Raw genomic sequence first — 17,665 nt, 5'->3', positions numbered from 1 at the left:
AAGCTACGCGTTGACCAAGGGTCGCTACAAGCTGGAAATCCATTTATGAGTTCCGGACCTGGTCTACCTGGAGAGCTCAACCATGCCGCACCCCTATCTCATTCTCGACGTCTTCACCGATCAGCCCTATTCGGGCAATCCGCTGGCGGTCGTGCTTGAGGCTGACGATCTCGACGATGTCGCGATGCAGGTAATCGCGGCCGAGTTCAATCTGTCGGAGACGGTCTTCATCACCGAACCCAAAGGCCAGGAGGCGGATTTCGGCCTGCGTATCTTCACACCGAAAACCGAATTGCCCTTCGCCGGTCATCCAACCGTCGGCGCCGCAGTCGCGCTGGCGTTAAAGGCCGGCGGAGCGCCGGGCAAGCGCCGGCGCTTTGTGCTCGAGGAAACGGTCGGCGATGTCACCACCGATGCCCGCTATGACAGCCCGGTCCAGGGTTCCGCGCGTTTCTTCGCACCGAAACTTCCCGAATATATCGGCGAGCTCGCCGAGCTGGATCCGATCGTTCAGGCGCTCGGTCTCAAGCCTGGCGATCTCCTGCAGACGGCCGTGCAGGGCGGTGTCTGGTCAGCCGGCGTGCCCTACGCCATCGTGCCGGTGCGTTTTGCCGAGACCATGGCCGATATCCGGATCAACACGGCGGCCTTCGAGGATGCGTTTGGCGGTGAGAGACCGATCGCGGCCTTTGTGGTCGCGAAGGCATCTTCGACCGAGCACACGACCGATTGGCGTGTGCGCATGTTCGCGCCCCATCTCGGCATTCTCGAAGACCCGGCGACCGGCAGCGCGGCGGCGGCCTTCGCCGGCCTGATCGCCGAGCAGGGCGGGCTGGGCGATGGTGATCATTCGGTCAGCCTGTATCAGGGCCTGGAAATGGGCCGGCCCAGCCATATGCGGCTATTGCTGCGCATCGAGGCCGGCAAGCTGACCGAGCTGATGATCGGCGGCGAGGCGGTCAAGATTGCCGAGGGCGTTCTGCTCTAGCGCAGCGGCCTGACGGTGAAGACGTCATCATCGAGCACGCGCGGAATGATGATGCGGATGAAATGTGTCGCATAGCGGCGCAGGAATCGATCACCCCCGCCCGGCTCGCTCGATGAATGTGTGCGCAGCCGGATCAGCCCGCTGCCCGCGCGTGCATCCCTGGAGAAATAGGCGATCTTCTCGCCCGGCGATGCGGCCGTGATGGCGGCCGCCAGCACCGGTTCATAGGCCCGGCTGAGCGTCTTCTTGAGAAAGCCCTCGCTCTGCATCAAGGCGCGGCGGTCGATGTGCAGCACCCGTCTTTCGCCATTGCGGCGATTGCGATGACCGTCCTTGATCAGATTGTTCTGGGCATCAATCTCGATCCGGGTAATGGGCTTGGCAGCGCTGACCTTGTTCTTGCCGGAGATTTTCGGTGCCGTCAGCCAGAGCCGGTAATCGGTCACGGGCAGGCCGGTCTCGTCGACCGCTTCGACCACGATCTGGTAGAATTCATTGAAGCGGCTTTTATTGGCACTGGCCCGTCCAAGTATGCGTTCGCGCAAGGCGTCCGCCTCATCACCATCCTGGGCGAGCTTGCGCGTTTCATTGGACACGCTCGTCCATTCGCTGGCGACCCGGGCATAGTCCGCTCCGGTTTTGACCGCCAAGGCCGCGAGGATCAATCCGGACAACCGGTCGGCGGTTTGCGGATCATTCGATTCGCTCCACTTGCCAGCCGGGCGCAAGACGGTGAGATGATGCCGGTCGGGCAGGACAGCGAAGGGCGTCTCGTCGGGCCCGCGCCGCGTCCAGGGCGTCAGCTTCGGCTCGGTCAGCGAACCCTGGGTAAAATCGACGGTCATGCCGCGTGGATCGATATTGGCGCTGGCGATGCGCACGGTGCCATCCCAGGCCTCTTCACCGAGAATCTGGGTGCCGGGTATCTGGCAGGCGCCAACAATCACGAAGGGCCGCGTCCCGGCGATAGAGAAGGGGCTGGCGGTTTCCCCGTCAGGTGAGAGCCGGTCGATCAGGGCGATGTCTTCCTGCAGGCAGGAGCCAAGCTCGAGCGCGTGCAGGAATTCGGTTCCGGTCTGAAATCCACGCTTCCAGCCCTTGATCACGCGCGTCAGCAGCGACCGTCCGAGCGTTGCCAGGGGCGAGCCGAAATTGGCCGGAGCCAGCATCAGGAGATTGTCGACCGGGGCGCCGCCCGAGGGGTAATTGTCAGCCAGCCAGCGCCGGGCCACCAGCGCGCCGGTCGAGTGCACCACCAGGTGGAAACGGGCCGGCAGGCGCCCATCGCCCTGCATTTCGGTGATCACGGCCTGCATGCGCCGCGCCGAATCCCCGACCCGCACATCATCCGACATTGACGGGTAACCGCCCAGGAAGAGGTCGGCGGTCTGATAGCCGTGGCCAGTCAGGAAATGCCCGACCTCGGCCATGGACTTATCGGGTGCACTCCAACCATGGATCAACAAGACGTGTCCGGGCATGGCGAAACCTCACAGGCAATGAGGCCTGTTCTGTACCACAGCTTCAGCTTGCGGGCGAGGTATGTGTGAACCGCTGATTAGTAATCGTCTTCGGCGCTATCCCACCAGGGATGCCAGTCCGGCAGATCGCTTGAGACCTTGAGCGGGAAATCCGGGGCGCGTTTTTCGAGGAAGGACATCACGCCTTCCCGGGCGTCCGGACCGGTGCCTGCCTGCAAGATGCCGCGGGTCTCGACCCTGTGGGCTTCCATGGGATGGCTGGCGCCGAGCATGCGCCAGGCCATACGCCGCATCAGCGCGACGGAGACGGGCGCGCAACGGTCAACGATCTCGCTGGCGCGCTTGCGGGCTTCGGGCATCAAATCGACCGCCGGAACCACCCGCGTCACGAGCCCGGACTCGAAGGCCTCGGCGGCGCTGAAAGTGCGCCCGGTCAGGCCCCAGTCCATCGCAGTGGAAATGCCGACCACGCGCGGCAGGAACCAGCTGGCGCAGCCATCCCAGACAATGCCGCGCCTGGCGAAGGGATAGGCGAATTTTGCCTCGATCGAGGCGAGGCGAATATCCATCGGCAGGATCATCGTCGCGCCGATCCCGACCGAGGCGCCATTGATCGCACCGATCACCGGTTTGAGACTGTCCCAGATGCGCAAGTTGAGCTTGCCGCCGGCATCGCGCCATTTCGGGTCGCGCGCGTCGAAATCGCCGCTCTGCTGCGACTGTCCGATCAGGTCAAAGGTCTCCGCGCCCATCGACAGGTCGGCGCCGGCACAAAAGGCGGGCGGTTCGCCGGTGACGATGACGGCGCGGACATCATCATCGCCATCGCTGGCATCGAAGGCGGCGATCAGCTCATCACCCATTTCATAGGTGAAGGCATTGAGCCGGTGTGGCCGGTTCAGCGTGATGGTCGCGACATGGTCCTCGACCGCATAGGTGATGGTGTTGAAGGCCATGCCGGCGAATCCCCGTTTGCAACCGGGCAGATGCTAGCAGACCCGCTGCATGATGCCACCCGCCGGGCGGGGATCAGAACCGGGATCAGGCGAGGATCAGGCCGGCGTGTCCGGCGCCGCTTCATCCTCTTCGCTATTGGCGAACAACCGCCCGCGCTCGGTGACCAGAACGACGATGATCGTCAGCCCGCCCATCGCCGCCTGGCCCATGACCAGCGGCACCGGAGTGCCGTCATAGAGCTGGCCGATATAGGCACCAGCCAGCGCGGCCAGAACGCCGGTCATGAAGCCATAGGCTGCCGACGCCGTGCCGGCGATATGGCCGACCGGTTCCATCGCCAGGGCGCTGAAATTGGCACCGATCAGGCCGAGCAGGGCCATGGCGGCGGCCAGCATGATGATGAAGACCAGCAGATTGTCGACGCCGGCCAGCAACAGGCCGGCATGGGCGGCGCTGATGAAGGTGAAGGCGATCAGGGCCCAGTGCGACAGGCGCCGCTGGCCCAGCCGCATCACGAGTTTGGAATTGGCGTAGCTGGTCACACCCATGCCCAGGGCGATGGCGGCAAAGGCGAGGGGGAATTTGTCGCCGAGCTCGAAATGTTCGGCGAAGATCTGTTCCGACGATCCCAGGAAGGCATAAAGCCCGCTGAAAAAGGCGGCACCGGCCAGGGTATAACCCAAGGTCAATCGCGTCGTCATTGCCTCGGCAAAGGCGTGGAAGGAGGTGGCAAAGCCCAGCTTCTGGCGGAATTCCGGATGCAGCGTCTCCGGCATGCGGAAATGCAGCCAGACCATCAGGGCAAAGGCAAAGATCAGCAGGAAGCCGAAAATGCCCTGCCAGGGCAGAACGAACAGGATCAATTGCCCCAGGCTCGGGGCCAGTACCGGCACAGCCATGAAGACGGTCATCACCATCGACATCACTTCGGCCATCCGGCGGCCCGAGGTCAGGTCACGGGCAATCGCTGTCGCGATGACACGGCAGGCGGCTGCGGCTGCGCCCTGGAATACGCGCGCCACCAGCAGCATTTCGAAACTCTGCGACAGCATGCAGACCAGGGTCGCGACCAGGAAGAGACCCAGCGCGCCCAGAATGACAGGCTTGCGGCCATAGGCATCGGACAGCGGCCCGTAGATGAGCTGTGCCCCGCCAAAGCCGAGCAGATAGGTAGTGATCACGTATTGGCGGTCATTGCTGTGGGCGGTGCCCAGATCGGCGGCGATATTGCCAAGCGCCGGCAGCATCATGTCGATCGCCAGTGCGACCACCGCGGTCATTGCGACCAGCAGGGCGACCAGCTCACCCAGCTTCATGCTGGCAGGTTCGGGCACAGGATTGGCTATCGTTGACATTGGAGCCCCTCTCTTGCGCGTGCCCAGGCGGCAGACATGCGCAAGGATGGCGCCGGTTGCAAGGCAGCAACTGTGCTCTGGCCGGTCAGCTCCGGGCGGGATTGTAGAAGATGTTGAGCTGGAAGCTCTTTGCAATGCGCCGGGCGCGGTCCATCAAGGCCGCTTCGGCCTCATTGCTGGCACCGATCTCGCCGAGTGTCTGGTGGAACAGGCCGAGCCAAAGCTGGAAATGCCCGGGGGTGATGCCCTTCAGCTTCATGTGAACCGGCATGGGGCGGCCCGAATAACTGCCGTCCTGCAACATCACCGAGCGCCAGAAGCTTTTCAGCTTGTCCAGATGGGCATCCCAGCCATCGCCGATTTCGGCATCGAAGATAGGGCCGAGTACCGGATCGAGGCGGACATGACCGTAGAAACGATCAACCAGGTCGGAAATCAACGCCGCATCGACGGGTCGGTTTCCGGTCATCGGTGGGTTCGTATCCGGCATGGCTAGCCAAACACCCGCCGCAGGATATCCGTGCCCCGGCGCACCGGGTCCTGGCGGATGGCGCGCTCTTCCTGGCCGATATAGTGGAAAACACCGTCGATGGCCCGGCTGACGGCGTGATCGGTTACGCTATCGCGCAGTGAGCCGGTAGCGCTGCGATTGCCGAACAGGCTGCCGAGCAGGTTCTGGCCGCCAGAGATTTGCGGTTCCACGGCATCGACGGCGCGATAGGCGCCCGAGCCGGTCAGCGCGTCTTCCATCGAGGGGCGCAGCAGGCCGGTCAGGCGGCTTTCGCTGCGGCCGCGCAGATAGTCGGTCGCGGCCGTGTCGCCGCCACGCACGATCGAGACGGCATCGCCGACCGTGATCGATTGAACGGCATCATTGAAGATGCGCCCGGCCTCGGGCATCGCCGCTTCGGCCGAGCGATTGATGCGCAATTCCAGATCATCGACCGGGCCGGACATGCCGACACGGCGCAGCTGGGTCTGCAGGCTGGCGATATTGCGGGGCAGGGGAATATGTACCGCCGGATCGCCAAAGAAACCGTCCGTCTGGCCCAGCCTGTTGGTGGCCAGGCGCGCGGCAGTGTCGAGCGCAGCGCGAATGCCGGAGCGGGCATCGCCCTGGCTCAGGCGGCCATAGCCCTGCGCGAAAGCCGCCGGGGCCAGGCCCAGGGCAAGGGTCGAAATGATAAATTGGCGTCGCAGCATGACAGTCCTCCTGAGCCTGGCATGGCAGGGCTCGCTTGAACCGGACTTGAACGGTCCGGCAGGCCGGGCAAGGCCGGTCAGGCCTTCTTGACGAATTCCGATTTGAGCTGCATCGCGCCGACGCCCTCGATCCGGCAATCAATATCGTGGTCACCCTCGACCAGGCGGATATTCTTCACCTTGGTGCCGACTTTCACCACGAAAGACGAGCCCTTGACCTTGAGGTCCTTGATCACCGTCACACTATCGCCGTCTACCAGGACAGCGCCGTGGGCATCATGCCAGACCGGTGTCGCATCGGCCGCCGCCGCGGCGGGCCATTCATGCGCGCACTCCGGACAGATCAGCAGCGGGCCGTCCTCATAGGTATAGGGGCATTCGCACTGCGGGCAGGGTGGCAATTCGGACATGGCTGGGCTCCGACGAGAGAATTTGAACGCGAGCGGCTTAAGCGCATTGCGCTGGTTTGTCGATGCGCGGAGGCGGGGCGGGGTTGGCAAGACGAGGCCCGCTGACGCGCGATCATGGCGGCGGCGTATTCTCCGGAGGAGCTTGGCCCGCCTTCCTTGGCTAACCGCAACGGGTTTCGCGGTAGAGACGACTGAACGACATGCTGGCGTCGTTTGTCTGGGAACTCCAACGGTCCGCGACGAACTGGACGTGCACGAGTTCATTGTCCCCGACGGGTAGGTCTATGCTGTCGGTCCATAGCCTTGTCGCAATATTTCTTACCATTTCATCAAATACATGGGTCATTTCCTGCTCACCATTGACCAGAACGGAAATCCTGGCGCCCTGGACATCGGCACGGACCTGGAAGTTCAGTGTCGAGCTGCATCCGACGGGGGTGATCACGTCAAATTCCGGCCCACGATACGTGCCTGATCGCCGAAACGGAGCAGAACTGCCGGGCCTGTAGTAGATCCGGGAAAAGGCGTCTTCCTGTGCAAATCCGGTCATCGTGCCCATGGAATTGGACCATGCTCGTTGTTCATCCAGGTTGTCTGATGTGCATGTTTCGCCACTTGCCGACATCGCGGCGAAATCAACTTCATCACACAACATCAGGGCAAGACGGGCTGTCGAGACGCGCCGCCCGGACGCGCCGGTATGATACCGGCTATCCAGCATCATCTCCGCCGGTACCCGATTGTGATTCCACAGGAGATGATACTCTAGTCCCTGTTCCGCCAACTCGGTGGCCAGTCCACGGATTGCATCATCGGACAGCGTGGCGAATTCATGCAGCGGCGGTTGGGTGAGGATCAGCTGAACGCCGCGGCTATTCAATTCATCCCGCAACGCCGTCAGATAGCCCGCCGTCTGGCGCGACACCCGCAGATCGCGGTCGTCTGCCTCTCGCGCGTTGTCAAGGGCTTTGAGAGCGCCTAACCGGGTTGGTTCAGGCAGGAGGAGGTCGCCACTCGCGTTGACGCCATATCGCCAATACCCGGAGTTGGGGATGACGAATTGTTCGCCTGCCAGAAATTGTCCGGCTACCGAGAGCAGTTCCGCGACGGGAAATACCCGCAGATATTCCACACGGTCAGCCATCCCTAAGTAGTTGAAGAAGCTAAGCCCGCGCTCGAAGTCAACGATAGCGGTATGTGAAGTGAGCTGTGTCCGACTAAAAGCCTCGTATTCAAGCGGCAGGACGACCACATCGCCCGGGGCCGCATTTCGCGTGGCCAGATAGGCGTAGTAGGGTAGGGACAAACCGGCGTGCGAGGCCATGTTCACGACATCAATACCGAGCGCATCCCCAAGCTGCTCGGCGCTGTAGCCGAAACTACCGCTGGAGCCGGAGATGAAGAACAGTTTCGGGCCGTCGATCTCCGCCGCAGCCGCCTCCTTGCGTTCCAGCAACCAACTCGTCCAGGCGGCATCGCCGCCGACCAGGCGTCCAGAGAGAAATCGGACCGCGCCAACCGTGACGGCGGCGAGCGCCAGGAAGCTTAGAAACGCAATAAGGACGAAGCGTGTGTAGGTCATCTCAGAACTGGAAGTAGATGAATTCATTGTGGGCCCCGATGCGGCTAACATAAACCACGTAGAAGAATGCCAGGCACCCGATCACCGCCGCCCAGCGGGCATTCAACGCAAAGGGGGGCACATGGATTGTGACCCCGAAAGCCCGGGGGCGATCACCGACTGACGGAGACGGGCGCGGTGTCTTTTCATCAGCAATAAAGACGTCCTGGTCGCCAAAAATCTCGACGGTATTCGGGAAGCATACTGCGATGACGCCTGACAGGAGAATAAGCAGGATAGCTAATGGCGGCCAACCCCCCGCCGTTTGCAGACCCCAAGCGTCCGCGCCAACAAACATTGAATGTAGCATCGACCATGCCGTATCCAGGTCTGCAGCACGGAACAGAACCCAGCCCATGATCACGACCAGCATGGTGATCAGCCATCCGCCGCCATGATCCAGGAGCCGACGCGCGGTGGCGGGCGCATGCTGCGTCCATAGATGGCAGACGACCAGGGCGCTGCCATGCAACGCGCCCCACGCAATGAACACGACCGACGCGCCGTGCCACAGCCCGCCCAACAGCATGGTGATCATCAGGTTGAGATGGCGCCGCGCAGGGCCGCCGCGGTTGCCGCCCAACGGAATATAGAGATAGTCCCGCAGGAAATTCGACAGGGTGATATGCCAGCGGCGCCAGAAGTCGACGATGCTGCTGGCCTTGTAGGGGCTGAAGAAGTTTCGCGGCAGTCTGATACCGACCATGAAGGCGAGCGCTGCAGCCATGTCCGAATAGCCGGAAAAGTCGAAATATATCTGCGAGGTATAGGCGAGTACGCCGAGCCAGGTCTCGGTCGTCGAGAGCACATCGCCAGCGGCATAGGCGTCAAACACAGGGCCCACGACCTGGGAGAGATTGTCGGCAATGATCACTTTCTTGAATAGGCCAACGCAAAATAGCGCGATGCCGACCACGAGATACTTCTTGATGTTCTGGAACGAGTAGTTGGACCAGTCTCTGAAATTGTTCGCGAACTGGGGCATCATATTGCTGTGGTGGACAATCGGCCCGGCGATCAATTGCGGGAAGAAGCAGACGAAGATGATGTAGTCGATAAAATGGCCCTGGCCCGTCTTGCCCGAATACGTATCGCACAGGAATGCGATTTGTTGAAACGTAAAGAATGAAATTGCCAAGGGCAGTATGATGCTGAAGGTCTGGATATCAAACCCAAACATGAAATCCAGAGATTCAATGAAGAAATTGTAATACTTGTAATACCCGAGCGCGAGAAGGTTGCCTGTAATTCCGAGTGTAACAAAGAAAATCTTGTTTCTGTGGGAGTCAGCGGAGCGTAATATCGCTATGTGAACGATATAGTTGAACGCAATGGAAATTAAAATAATCGATAGATATTCAACCTTCCACCAGCCATAAAATGCAAGTGAAAAGAATACGATAACAAGCTTCGTCAGAAGGGCGTTCTTCAATCGGGTGGTTGCGTAGAAGAATAACAGGAATATCGGTATGAAAAAAAATACAAATAGTGGATCTGAAAATACCATAGACCGATTCCAGACTCTTCGCATGAAGCTGGCAGTCGGGCGCTCATCATTGGTTGTGTCAGCGCCCCCGCCCCGTCTTTCGCGAAGCTACAGACTCGTAGTGAAAATGCAATCCTCGTAGTGTCTTGGCCACATACCCCTCGCTTCCAGCAGCGAGTGGGAGACGCTAGACGTTAAACCGGAAATGCATCACATCGCCGTCATGGACGATGTATTCCTTGCCTTCAGCGCGCATCTTGCCGGCCTCCTTGGCGCCGGCTTCGCCATTGCAGGCGACGAAATCGTCATAGGCGATGGTTTCGGCGCGGATGAAGCCTTTTTCGAAATCGCCGTGGATGACGCCGGCGGCCTGCGGTGCGGTCCAGCCTTCATGGATGGTCCAGGCGCGGGCTTCTTTCGGGCCGACGGTGAAATAGGTCACCAGGTCGAGGAGCTTGTATCCGGTGTGGATCAGGCGATCGAGGCCGGCCTCGTGCAGGCCGAGTTCCTCGAGATATTCGGCGCGCTCTTCATTGGCGAGCATGGCGAGTTCGGCCTCAATCCGGGCGGAAATGACGACGGCCTCGGCGCCTTCTTCGGCAGCGCGCTTGGTGACCACGTCCGAATAGGCATTGCCGGTGGCGGCATCGTCTTCGCCGACATTGGCGATAAAGAGGACGGGTTTGGTGGTCAGGAGCTGGAGGCCACGCCAGGCTTTCTCGTCATCCTTGGCGACTTTGGCAAAGCGGGCCGGGCGGCCCTCAGTCAGCTCGGCCAGGGCCAGATCGATCAGCGGGATCAACGCCTTGGCTTCCTTGTCGCCGGACTTGGCTTTTTTCTCGAGGCCGGCTTTGCGCTTTTCCAGGCTCTCAAGATCGGCCAGCATCAGCTCGGTCTCGACGGTTTCCAGATCGGCCAGCGGGTCGACCTTGCCGCTCACATGGGTGATGTCGTCATCGTCGAAACAGCGCAGCACATAGGCAATCGCATCGGTTTCGCGGATCGTGGCGAGGAATTTATTCCCCAGACCTTCACCCTTGGAAGCCCCTTCGACCAGGCCGGCAATATCGACGAAATTCATCTTGGCCGGCAGGATTTCCTTCGAGCCGGCAATCGCCGCCAGTTTCAGCAGGCGCGGCTCGGGCACGGCGACATCGCCGACATTCGGCTCGATCGTGCAGAAGGGGTAATTCGCAGCCTGGGCCGAGGCGGTTTGCGTCAGGGCGTTGAACAGGGTGGACTTGCCGACATTTGGCAGGCCGACGATACCGCATTTGAAACCCATGATGCTTGTCCTCTTGAAGTGCCGGGGCCGAAGGCCGCTCTTACGGGGCCGGAGCCTTGTGTGTCACGCGTGTCTGGAAGGCGTCGAAATCGGCGCTTGCGAGCAGGTCGATTGAATCCGCGATGGCGTCAAGCAGGTCGATCAGCCAGGGCTCGTCATGCTTGTCGAAATCGGACAGGACATAATCGGTGACGCGATTGCGATCACCGGGATGCCCGATGCCGATGCGGCCGCGGCGAAAATCGGGGCCGAGTTGCTGGGTGACGGATTTGATGCCGTTATTGCCGGCCGCGCCGCCGCCGGTCTTGAGCCGGAACTTGCCCGGATCCAGGTCGAGCTCGTCATGGAAGACGACGACATTGCCCGGCGCGACCTTGAAGAAGTTCGCAGCCTCGGCGACGCAGTTTCCGGAATTATTGTAGAAGGTCTGCGGCTTGAGCAGGAGCAGTTTTTTCGGGCCGGAGGCGGTCGACACCGTCAGCTCGGCGCACAGCCCCTTGAAGCGCTTGCGCCAGGGACCGGCACTCCAGGCGTGCGCGATGATATCCATCGCCATGAAGCCGACATTGTGCCGATTGCGCAGGTATTTGGGCTCGGGATTTCCGAGCCCTGCCAGGATCATCATCGTCGGCCGCCCTCAGGATCGGCCGGCGAGGATTACTCCTCGCCGCCTTCTTCTTCGACTTCAGCTGCGTCTTCGCCTTCGGTCTCATCGAGCTCGGTGAGAACGGCGCGTGAGCCCTGCAGCGTCGCGATGGTGAAGTCGCGGGTGATGGTTGGTTTCACGCCCTTTGGCAGGGTGACGGCCGACATGTGGATCGAATCGCCGATTTCGAGGCCGGTCAGGTCGACGGCGATGAATTCAGGGATTTCCGAAGCCGGGCAGAGCAGCTCGAGATCGTGACGGACGATATTGAGAACGCCGCCGCGTTTCAGGGCCGGGCAGGTCTCTTCGTTCTGGAATTGAACGGCGACATTGACGCGGATCTTGGTGCCGGCTTCGACGCGGTACATGTCGACATGCATCGCCTTGTCGGAGACCGGGTGGAACTGGATGTCACGGGCAATAACCTTCTGGTTCTTGCCGTCATGGTTCAGCTCGAGGATGTGCGAGAGAAAATTGCCGCTCAGCAGTGCCTTGCGGACTTCATTGCCACGCAGATTGATCGAGACGGGGCCAAGTTCGCCGCCATAAATGACGCCTGGAACCAGGTCTTCACGGCGGGCAGCGCGAGCCGCGCCCTTGCCAGTGCCTTCACGAACGTCAACGGTGAGAACGATGTTGGAGCTCATCGACCTGTTTCCTTAAATACAAACGCCGCCAGACCAGGCGGGCAGCGATTTTTCTTGGCATCGCGCCACGGTGTTATTTCGAGCGGCGGGCTATAGCGGATACCCGCGCGCCGCGCAACAGTGCGGGACGGGAAGAGTCAGCAATCGGGCAAATTCTTCAGTCGAACAGTTTCGATACGGATTCGTCATTGGCGATCCGGCGGATGGCTTCGCCGAGCAATGGCGCGATCGAAAGCCGCCGCACCTTGCCTGTCTGGGTCGAGCCGGGCAGCTCGGTAATGGAATCGGTAATCACCACTTCCTTCAAGGCAGATTTGGCAATCCGGCCCTGCGCATCATTCGACATGACGCCATGGGTGACATAGGCGGACACCTCGGTCGCGCCGCATTTGAGCAGGGCGTCGGCGGCATTGCACAGCGTGCCGCCCGAATCGCAGATATCGTCGAACAGAATGCAGCGGCGGCCTTCAACTTCACCGATGATATTCATCACTTCCGACACGCCGGCCTTGGGGCGGCGCTTGTCGACAATGGCGATCTCGGCATCGAGGAGTTTGGCCAGTGCCCGGGCGCGGACGACGCCGCCGACATCAGGTGAGACGATCATCAGATCCTCCACCTTGTAGTGACGACGGATATCCTCTTCGATGACCTTGGTCGCGAAAAGATTATCGGTCGGAATATCGAAGAAGCCCTGGATCTGGCCGGCGTGCAGATCAATCGTCAAGACGCGATCAGCGCCGGACTTGGCGATCAGATTGGCCACCAGTTTGGCGGAGATCGGCGTGCGGCCGCCGGTTTTGCGGTCCTGGCGGGCATAGCCGAAATAGGGGATGACGGCGGTGATCCGGCGCGCACTGGCGCGGACCAGTGCGTCGGTGCAGATCAGCAATTCCATCAAATGGTCATTGGCGGGGCAGGAAGTCGACTGGATAATGAAGACATCCTCGCCGCGGACATTCTCGTCAATGCGGACGAAAATCTCACCATCTGCGAAACGCTCGATCTCGCTGGCCGTCAGCGGCGCGTCGAGATAATCGGCGATCGCGCGGGCGAGTGGCCGGTTGGATGTGCCGGACAGCAACTTCATGGCGAATGGCCCCTTGTGAATTGTGAGGCTGAGTAACAGAGGCTGCGTCGGGATTGAAGCCGAAAGACTCAGTGTGCGGAGAATCCGGGCGGTGTGGGCAGGCCGGGACTGTCGAAACAGACGAGTTTGAACAATTGCCCCATCTGGTCTTCATCGGTGAGACGCCAGACCTGGCGGGCGATGACGCTGCGTTGGCCGGGCGTTGCCTGGGACAAAACGGCGGCGCGCGCCTCAAGGCCGAGATTGAGCAGAAACGGGCCCTGTTCGACCGGGCCATAGGCTGTGAGGCCGGCGTCGCGGGCGCAGACAGTCAATGATTCGAAATCGACGCGTGCGGTCAGGTCGGCAGTGCCGGGCTGTTCCAGTGCCGCGACCTTCGTGTGGGCGCGAATGGCCTGCAACGTGTCGCCGGGCTCGCTTTGGGCGGGCCCGTAATCAATCAGCAGGGCGCGGCCGGGATGATCGGTGAACCGGCGGGCAAGGCTTTCGATCACCTGGCGGCCGCCCGGCCGCAGCTCGACGAGGCTGCCTTCCGGGGCGTCGCGCAGGCGCTCGGGGATCAGGGCTTCATCAATGCCCAGCGGTGGCCCCAGCACGAAGACGAATTCACCGCTGTCGCCGCTGTCGAGTCCGACCATGCGTTCATGCCAGCGGCCACCGCGCTTCACCGCCTGGCGCAGGGGCAGGCAGTCGAGAAATTCATTGCCGACGATGATCGCCGGGCCGGGCGGCACAGCCTCGAGCCGGTCGACCCAGCGGATCTGGGCGCCGCTCGGCCCCAGGGTCTCGGCCTGCACGGCCTTGAGGGCGGCGCTCGCCTCGATCAGTGTCACCTGCAGGGCGGGCAGGAGGCCCGGCACGGCTCGGCAGGCGCGCAGTGCATCGGCCATCATCGTGCCGCGGCCGGGGCCCAGCTCGACGAGCTGGACCGGATCGGGCTTGCCCATATCGAGCCAGGACTGGGCGACCCACAGGCCGACCAGTTCGCCGAACATCTGGCTGATTTCCGGCGCGGTGATGAAATCGGCACCGGCGCCGATCGGGTCCTTGGTCGCGTAAAACCCCTCGACCGGGTCGAACAGGGCCTGGGTCATGAAGGCGGCGATCGAAATCGGTCCGCCCTCCGCGATGCGCTCGCGCAGCCGGTCTGCAATCATGATCAGGCCTTGCTGGCGGGCAGTGCGGTCCGGCTCAGGGCCTTGTGGACCAGCCAGGCGCCGGCAATGATCATCGGGATGGAGAGCAGCATGCCCATGGTGACATGGCCGCGCAGGGCTTCAGGCATGTGCAGATCGGGTTCGCGCACGGTCTCGAGCACGGCCCGGAACAGGCCGTAGCACATCAGGAAGAGCCCGGAATTGAGACCGGGCCGTTCCAGCGCGCGGAATTTCCAGGTCGCCAGATTGATGATCGCAAACAGGGCCAGCCCTTCCAGCGCGGCCTCATAGAGCTGGCTCGGATGGCGCGGCAGGCACAGGCGGTCGCTGGCGAAGGTCATCGCCCACGGCAGATCGGTCGGGCGGCCCCAGAGCTCGCCATTGATGAAATTGGCGATGCGCCCGAAGAACAGGCCGATCGGGGTGACCACGGCCGCGGCATCAGCGATGCGCAAGAGGTCGAGCTGGTTCCGGCGGGCATAGACGAAGAGCGCCAGCGCCACACCGATCAACCCGCCATGGAAGGCCATGCCGCCCTCGGTTATGCCGGTGACGGTCCAGAGGAGGCGTTCCATGACGCTGTCCGGGGTGATCATGCCGCCGCGCAGGCCGGTCGCCATGTAATCCCACGCATAAAATACGACATAGCCCAGCCGGCCGCCGGCGATGACGCCGAGCGTCGCCCACACCAGAAGGTCGTCGACCTGAAGCTCGGTGAAGGGCGCTTTCGGTTTCTTTGTGCCCGGCGCATGCCACATGGCCGGTCGCCGCGACAGCAGCGTCATATAGCGCCAACCCAGCAAAAGCCCGGCGATATAGGCCAGTGCGTACCAGCGCAGGTCGAAGCGAAGGTCGAGGCCGAACACGTCGAACGGGCCGATCGTGAACAGGATCGGGTCGATGAGGTCGAAGCTGGCGGGACAATATTGCATGGGCAGATCCGGAAAATAGATGCAGACAGGAGGCAGGCACGCGTTGCGCTTTTGCGCTCGGCACCGCATATAGGCGAATGTCAGACACACTAATGGCTTTCTTTGATGCAAACGCGCAACCCGCTTCTGAATGATTTCGCTGAACTGATGACGGATGCCTTCGGCGCCGCCCAAGCGGTCGGAGACGAAGCGCGCACCGCCATGCGGGCCCAGGCGGACCGCTTTATCGCGGATATGGATCTGGTCAGCCGCGAGGAATTCGATGTGGTGAAGGCTGCTCTGGCAACGGCGCGCACAGAGATCGAAACGCTCAATGCCCGGCTGGCTGCGCTGGAGGCGGCCGGGGCGGCCAAGCCCGCAGCCCGCAAACGCAAGCCCGCCGCAAAGAGCGCGGCACCGAAATCCACAGACTGATACCGCGCGACCAGCGCTTTTAATTGCGCCTGCAGCGGCGTGCTCATACCGTGCTAACGGTGTGAGTCGCCGCGCAGACGAAGGAGACTACGCCATGGACCTGATGTCAGACGAATACGCCCCCGCGACATCCGACCCGCTCGATGCTGTCGAACAGGCGGTGATCGCCGAGCAATATCCCTATGACCGCGAAGAGAATGGCGAACTGCACCTGAGTGTGCCGGGCGCCTGGCGCGATCATCAGATGTGGTTTGCCTGGCGTCCGGAACTGGATGCGCTGCACATCTGCTCCAGTCTCGACCTGAAAGTGACCAGCAATCGTTTCCGCGATGTCTGCGAACTGGTCGCCCGCTTGAACGAAAAACTCTGGCTGGGACATTTTGATGTCTGGGCCGAGGATGGCAGCGTGGTATACCGTCACGCGATTTCCCTGCCCGCCGGCGAAAATGTGTCTCCGGCCCAGGCGGCGACGATGATCGCCGCGGCCCAGGAGGCCGGTGAGCGTTTTTACCCGGCTTTCCACTTCCTCATCTGGGGCGGCAAGAATGTCGAGGAAGCAACCGCGGCCGCGATGTTCGAAACTGCCGGTGAGGCCTGACCCAGACCATGAGCACATCGACCAAGATTGCACTGATCGGCGCCGGCAATATGGGCGGTGCGCTGATAGCCGGCTGGCTTCGCACCAAGCGTAGTGGCGTCGCACCACCCGATTTGCTGGTCGTCGACCCGGCGCCGGGTGATCTCGCCCAGGATCTGATCGCGCAATATCAGCTGGCCCATATCACGGCCGCCAGTGCCAAGGCCCTGGCTGGTACGGATCTGGTCGTGCTGGCGGTCAAGCCGCAGGCGCTGGAAAAGATCGCCGCCGATCTGGCACCGCTTCTGCCGCGCGACTGCGCCATCCTCTCCCTGATGGCCGGCGTCACCCTGACGCGGCAGGCGGGCCTGTTTGGTGATCGTCCGATTGTGCGCGCCATGACCAATACCGCGGCGGCGATCGGCGCCGGGATCAGCGTCTGCGTCGCCAATGAGGCGGGCGCCTCGATCAAGACGCTCACCACGCGCCTGCTCAAGGCCGGCGGGCCGGTTGAATGGGTCAATGATGAGCGCCTGATCGGTGCCGCCACGGCGGTTGCCGGGTCCGGACCGGCCTATGCCTATCTGCTGGCCGAGGCGCTGGCAGGGGCCGGCTTCGGCGAAGGCCTGCCGCGCGACCTGGCCGACAAGCTGGCACGCCAGGCGATTATCGGCGCCGGTGCGCTGTTGGCCGCCTCCGACAAGACACCCCAGGAATTGCGCCGCGCCGCCACCTCGGCGGGCGGCACCACCCAGGCCGCGATTGATGTGTTGATGGGCGGCGGTGGCGGTTTGCCCGAACTGATCCGCCAGGCCGTCTCGGCCGCCGAACGCCGCTCACGCCAGATGGGCGCCGAGCCTCCGGGACGCTAGCGGCCGGAATTTGGCTCTGTCACTGCGGGCAGTGTCTGCCAGTCTGTCATCCTGTCACTCGCAGAATATTTTGGCCGCTCGACCGGGCCGCAGCCCGGCGCGCGTTTTCGGCTATCTCATTATTCGGTCAGTGTTTTCGCGGTCTCAAAGGCGCTGTCTGCATCATCCGTCCGCATCCGCAAACGGGCGGGCGGCGGCGATGTGAGCCTGTCACTGACTCCCATTCTCTGTCACCGGAACCGGCTTTTCTACGACGACGACTACTATAGCGGCGGCGGGCGCCGGGCCGGTCTGCGGGGCGCGCTGTTTTGCGATGGGCCAACGATGTCAAAGAGCAAAATCGCGCCAGTATACCTGTGCACCGGTCGGGGTGGATAAACCCGGGTGCGAGCGGCGGGGCAGGGCGAGGGCCCTGGCGCCCGTCATCCCCACCAGCTCCGACCGCTTCGCGGCCACCTCTTCCATCAAGGAAGAGGAGGTGATGATGCCCACCTCCTCGATTGCCACCCTCCTCTTCCTTGATGGAAGAGGTGCGCCGGACGTC

Annotated in this window: 19 protein-coding genes; 4 read left to right on the top strand and 15 right to left on the bottom strand. The window is 62.2% G+C overall.

Annotated elements, in window-relative coordinates; translation table 11 throughout:
* The first annotated feature begins 82 nt into the window (after positions 1-82).
* Positions 83-988, top strand: coding sequence for a PhzF family phenazine biosynthesis protein (locus ACN0YJ_RS12230; protein WP_417496361.1), 906 nt, complete (start codon positions 83-85; stop codon positions 986-988).
* Here the strand turns inward: ACN0YJ_RS12230 and ACN0YJ_RS12225 are convergent.
* From ACN0YJ_RS12225 to lgt, 14 genes are all read right to left on the bottom strand, one after another.
* Entirely contained in the window at positions 985-2,469 is a 1,485-nt protein-coding gene (locus ACN0YJ_RS12225; protein ID WP_417477551.1) for an esterase/lipase family protein, read from the bottom strand. The two genes, ACN0YJ_RS12230 and ACN0YJ_RS12225, sit on opposite strands and share 4 nt — an antisense overlap.
* Positions 2,470-2,546: 77 nt before the next feature.
* Entirely contained in the window at positions 2,547-3,425 is an 879-nt protein-coding gene (locus ACN0YJ_RS12220; RefSeq protein WP_417477550.1) for a crotonase/enoyl-CoA hydratase family protein, read from the bottom strand.
* 96 nt (positions 3,426-3,521) lie between these two features.
* Positions 3,522-4,781, bottom strand: coding sequence for a multidrug effflux MFS transporter (locus ACN0YJ_RS12215; RefSeq protein WP_417496360.1), 1,260 nt, complete (start codon positions 4,779-4,781; stop codon positions 3,522-3,524).
* A gap of 85 nt (positions 4,782-4,866) precedes the next feature.
* Positions 4,867-5,250 (bottom strand): group III truncated hemoglobin, encoded by a 384-nt coding sequence (locus tag ACN0YJ_RS12210; protein ID WP_417496359.1) that lies wholly within the window; start codon positions 5,248-5,250, stop codon positions 4,867-4,869.
* Positions 5,251-5,273: 23 nt separating this feature from the next.
* Positions 5,274-5,984, bottom strand: coding sequence for a DUF4197 domain-containing protein (locus tag ACN0YJ_RS12205; RefSeq protein ID WP_417496358.1), 711 nt, complete (start codon positions 5,982-5,984; stop codon positions 5,274-5,276).
* Between the two features lie 77 nt (positions 5,985-6,061).
* On the bottom strand, positions 6,062-6,394 hold the full coding sequence (locus ACN0YJ_RS12200; protein WP_417477546.1) for a zinc ribbon domain-containing protein YjdM: 333 nt from the start codon (positions 6,392-6,394) through the stop codon (positions 6,062-6,064).
* A 160-nt stretch (positions 6,395-6,554) separates the two neighbouring features.
* Positions 6,555-7,976, bottom strand: coding sequence for a hypothetical protein (locus ACN0YJ_RS12195; protein ID WP_417496357.1), 1,422 nt, complete (start codon positions 7,974-7,976; stop codon positions 6,555-6,557).
* 1 nt (position 7,977) lies between these two features.
* Positions 7,978-9,522: an MBOAT family O-acyltransferase gene (locus ACN0YJ_RS12190; protein ID WP_417496356.1), complete on the bottom strand. Its 1,545-nt coding sequence runs from the start codon at positions 9,520-9,522 to the stop codon at positions 7,978-7,980.
* Between the two features lie 166 nt (positions 9,523-9,688).
* Positions 9,689-10,786 (bottom strand): redox-regulated ATPase YchF, encoded by a 1,098-nt coding sequence (ychF, locus tag ACN0YJ_RS12185; protein ID WP_417477542.1) that lies wholly within the window; start codon positions 10,784-10,786, stop codon positions 9,689-9,691.
* Positions 10,787-10,826: 40 nt separating this feature from the next.
* Positions 10,827-11,411, bottom strand: coding sequence for an aminoacyl-tRNA hydrolase (pth, locus tag ACN0YJ_RS12180; protein WP_417496355.1), 585 nt, complete (start codon positions 11,409-11,411; stop codon positions 10,827-10,829).
* Between the two features lie 32 nt (positions 11,412-11,443).
* The gene (locus ACN0YJ_RS12175) at positions 11,444-12,079 is read right to left on the bottom strand and encodes a 50S ribosomal protein L25/general stress protein Ctc (protein WP_417489380.1); all 636 of its coding nucleotides are present in this window, start codon (positions 12,077-12,079) and stop codon (positions 11,444-11,446) included.
* A 157-nt stretch (positions 12,080-12,236) separates the two neighbouring features.
* Entirely contained in the window at positions 12,237-13,169 is a 933-nt protein-coding gene (locus tag ACN0YJ_RS12170; protein ID WP_417477539.1) for a ribose-phosphate pyrophosphokinase, read from the bottom strand.
* Between the two features lie 68 nt (positions 13,170-13,237).
* Positions 13,238-14,326, bottom strand: coding sequence for a class I SAM-dependent methyltransferase (locus ACN0YJ_RS12165; protein WP_417496354.1), 1,089 nt, complete (start codon positions 14,324-14,326; stop codon positions 13,238-13,240).
* 2 nt (positions 14,327-14,328) lie between these two features.
* Complete coding sequence (lgt, locus tag ACN0YJ_RS12160) at positions 14,329-15,258, bottom strand: prolipoprotein diacylglyceryl transferase (protein ID WP_417477537.1); 930 nt, start codon at positions 15,256-15,258, stop codon at positions 14,329-14,331.
* A gap of 105 nt (positions 15,259-15,363) precedes the next feature.
* Between lgt and ACN0YJ_RS12155 the strand changes: the two genes are divergently transcribed.
* From ACN0YJ_RS12155 to proC, 3 genes are all read left to right on the top strand, one after another.
* The gene (locus tag ACN0YJ_RS12155; protein ID WP_417477536.1) at positions 15,364-15,672 is read left to right on the top strand and encodes an accessory factor UbiK family protein; all 309 of its coding nucleotides are present in this window, start codon (positions 15,364-15,366) and stop codon (positions 15,670-15,672) included.
* A 94-nt stretch (positions 15,673-15,766) separates the two neighbouring features.
* Complete coding sequence (locus tag ACN0YJ_RS12150; RefSeq protein ID WP_417477535.1) at positions 15,767-16,270, top strand: YbjN domain-containing protein; 504 nt, start codon at positions 15,767-15,769, stop codon at positions 16,268-16,270.
* Positions 16,271-16,278: 8 nt separating this feature from the next.
* Entirely contained in the window at positions 16,279-17,121 is an 843-nt protein-coding gene (proC, locus tag ACN0YJ_RS12145; RefSeq protein WP_417496353.1) for a pyrroline-5-carboxylate reductase, read from the top strand.
* 327 nt (positions 17,122-17,448) lie between these two features.
* Here the strand turns inward: proC and ACN0YJ_RS12140 are convergent.
* Positions 17,449-17,665 (bottom strand): hypothetical protein (locus tag ACN0YJ_RS12140; protein WP_417496352.1); only part of this gene is annotated, 217 nt, incomplete at its 5' end.

Origin of the sequence: Maricaulis sp., from assembly GCF_048270095.1 — a bacterium.
Lineage (GTDB): Bacteria > Pseudomonadota > Alphaproteobacteria > Caulobacterales > Maricaulaceae > Maricaulis.
The sequence above is the reverse complement of the archived record's forward strand: the minus strand, read 5'-3'. Positions and strand labels throughout refer to the sequence as shown.

Excerpts from the sequence above, each read along its gene's own strand:
- ACN0YJ_RS12205 (WP_417496358.1), bottom strand. The coding sequence starts at position 5,984 with ATGCTGCGACGCCAATTTATCATTTCGACCCTTGCCCTGGGCCTGGCC.
- ACN0YJ_RS12215 (WP_417496360.1), bottom strand. The coding sequence starts at position 4,781 with ATGTCAACGATAGCCAATCCTGTGCCCGAACCTGCCAGCATGAAGCTG.
- ACN0YJ_RS12225 (WP_417477551.1), bottom strand. The coding sequence starts at position 2,469 with ATGCCCGGACACGTCTTGTTGATCCATGGTTGGAGTGCACCCGATAAG.
- ACN0YJ_RS12230 (WP_417496361.1), top strand. The coding sequence starts at position 83 with ATGCCGCACCCCTATCTCATTCTCGACGTCTTCACCGATCAGCCCTAT.
- ACN0YJ_RS12175 (WP_417489380.1), bottom strand. The coding sequence starts at position 12,079 with ATGAGCTCCAACATCGTTCTCACCGTTGACGTTCGTGAAGGCACTGGC.
- ACN0YJ_RS12190 (WP_417496356.1), bottom strand. The coding sequence starts at position 9,522 with ATGGTATTTTCAGATCCACTATTTGTATTTTTTTTCATACCGATATTC.
- ACN0YJ_RS12165 (WP_417496354.1), bottom strand. The coding sequence starts at position 14,326 with ATGATTGCAGACCGGCTGCGCGAGCGCATCGCGGAGGGCGGACCGATT.
- ACN0YJ_RS12220 (WP_417477550.1), bottom strand. The coding sequence starts at position 3,425 with ATGGCCTTCAACACCATCACCTATGCGGTCGAGGACCATGTCGCGACC.
- ACN0YJ_RS12200 (WP_417477546.1), bottom strand. The coding sequence starts at position 6,394 with ATGTCCGAATTGCCACCCTGCCCGCAGTGCGAATGCCCCTATACCTAT.
- pth (WP_417496355.1), bottom strand. The coding sequence starts at position 11,411 with ATGATGATCCTGGCAGGGCTCGGAAATCCCGAGCCCAAATACCTGCGC.
- proC (WP_417496353.1), top strand. The coding sequence starts at position 16,279 with ATGAGCACATCGACCAAGATTGCACTGATCGGCGCCGGCAATATGGGC.
- ACN0YJ_RS12155 (WP_417477536.1), top strand. The coding sequence starts at position 15,364 with ATGCAAACGCGCAACCCGCTTCTGAATGATTTCGCTGAACTGATGACG.
- ACN0YJ_RS12170 (WP_417477539.1), bottom strand. The coding sequence starts at position 13,169 with ATGAAGTTGCTGTCCGGCACATCCAACCGGCCACTCGCCCGCGCGATC.
- ACN0YJ_RS12195 (WP_417496357.1), bottom strand. The coding sequence starts at position 7,976 with ATGACCTACACACGCTTCGTCCTTATTGCGTTTCTAAGCTTCCTGGCG.
- ACN0YJ_RS12210 (WP_417496359.1), bottom strand. The coding sequence starts at position 5,250 with ATGACCGGAAACCGACCCGTCGATGCGGCGTTGATTTCCGACCTGGTT.
- ychF (WP_417477542.1), bottom strand. The coding sequence starts at position 10,786 with ATGGGTTTCAAATGCGGTATCGTCGGCCTGCCAAATGTCGGCAAGTCC.
- ACN0YJ_RS12150 (WP_417477535.1), top strand. The coding sequence starts at position 15,767 with ATGGACCTGATGTCAGACGAATACGCCCCCGCGACATCCGACCCGCTC.
- lgt (WP_417477537.1), bottom strand. The coding sequence starts at position 15,258 with ATGCAATATTGTCCCGCCAGCTTCGACCTCATCGACCCGATCCTGTTC.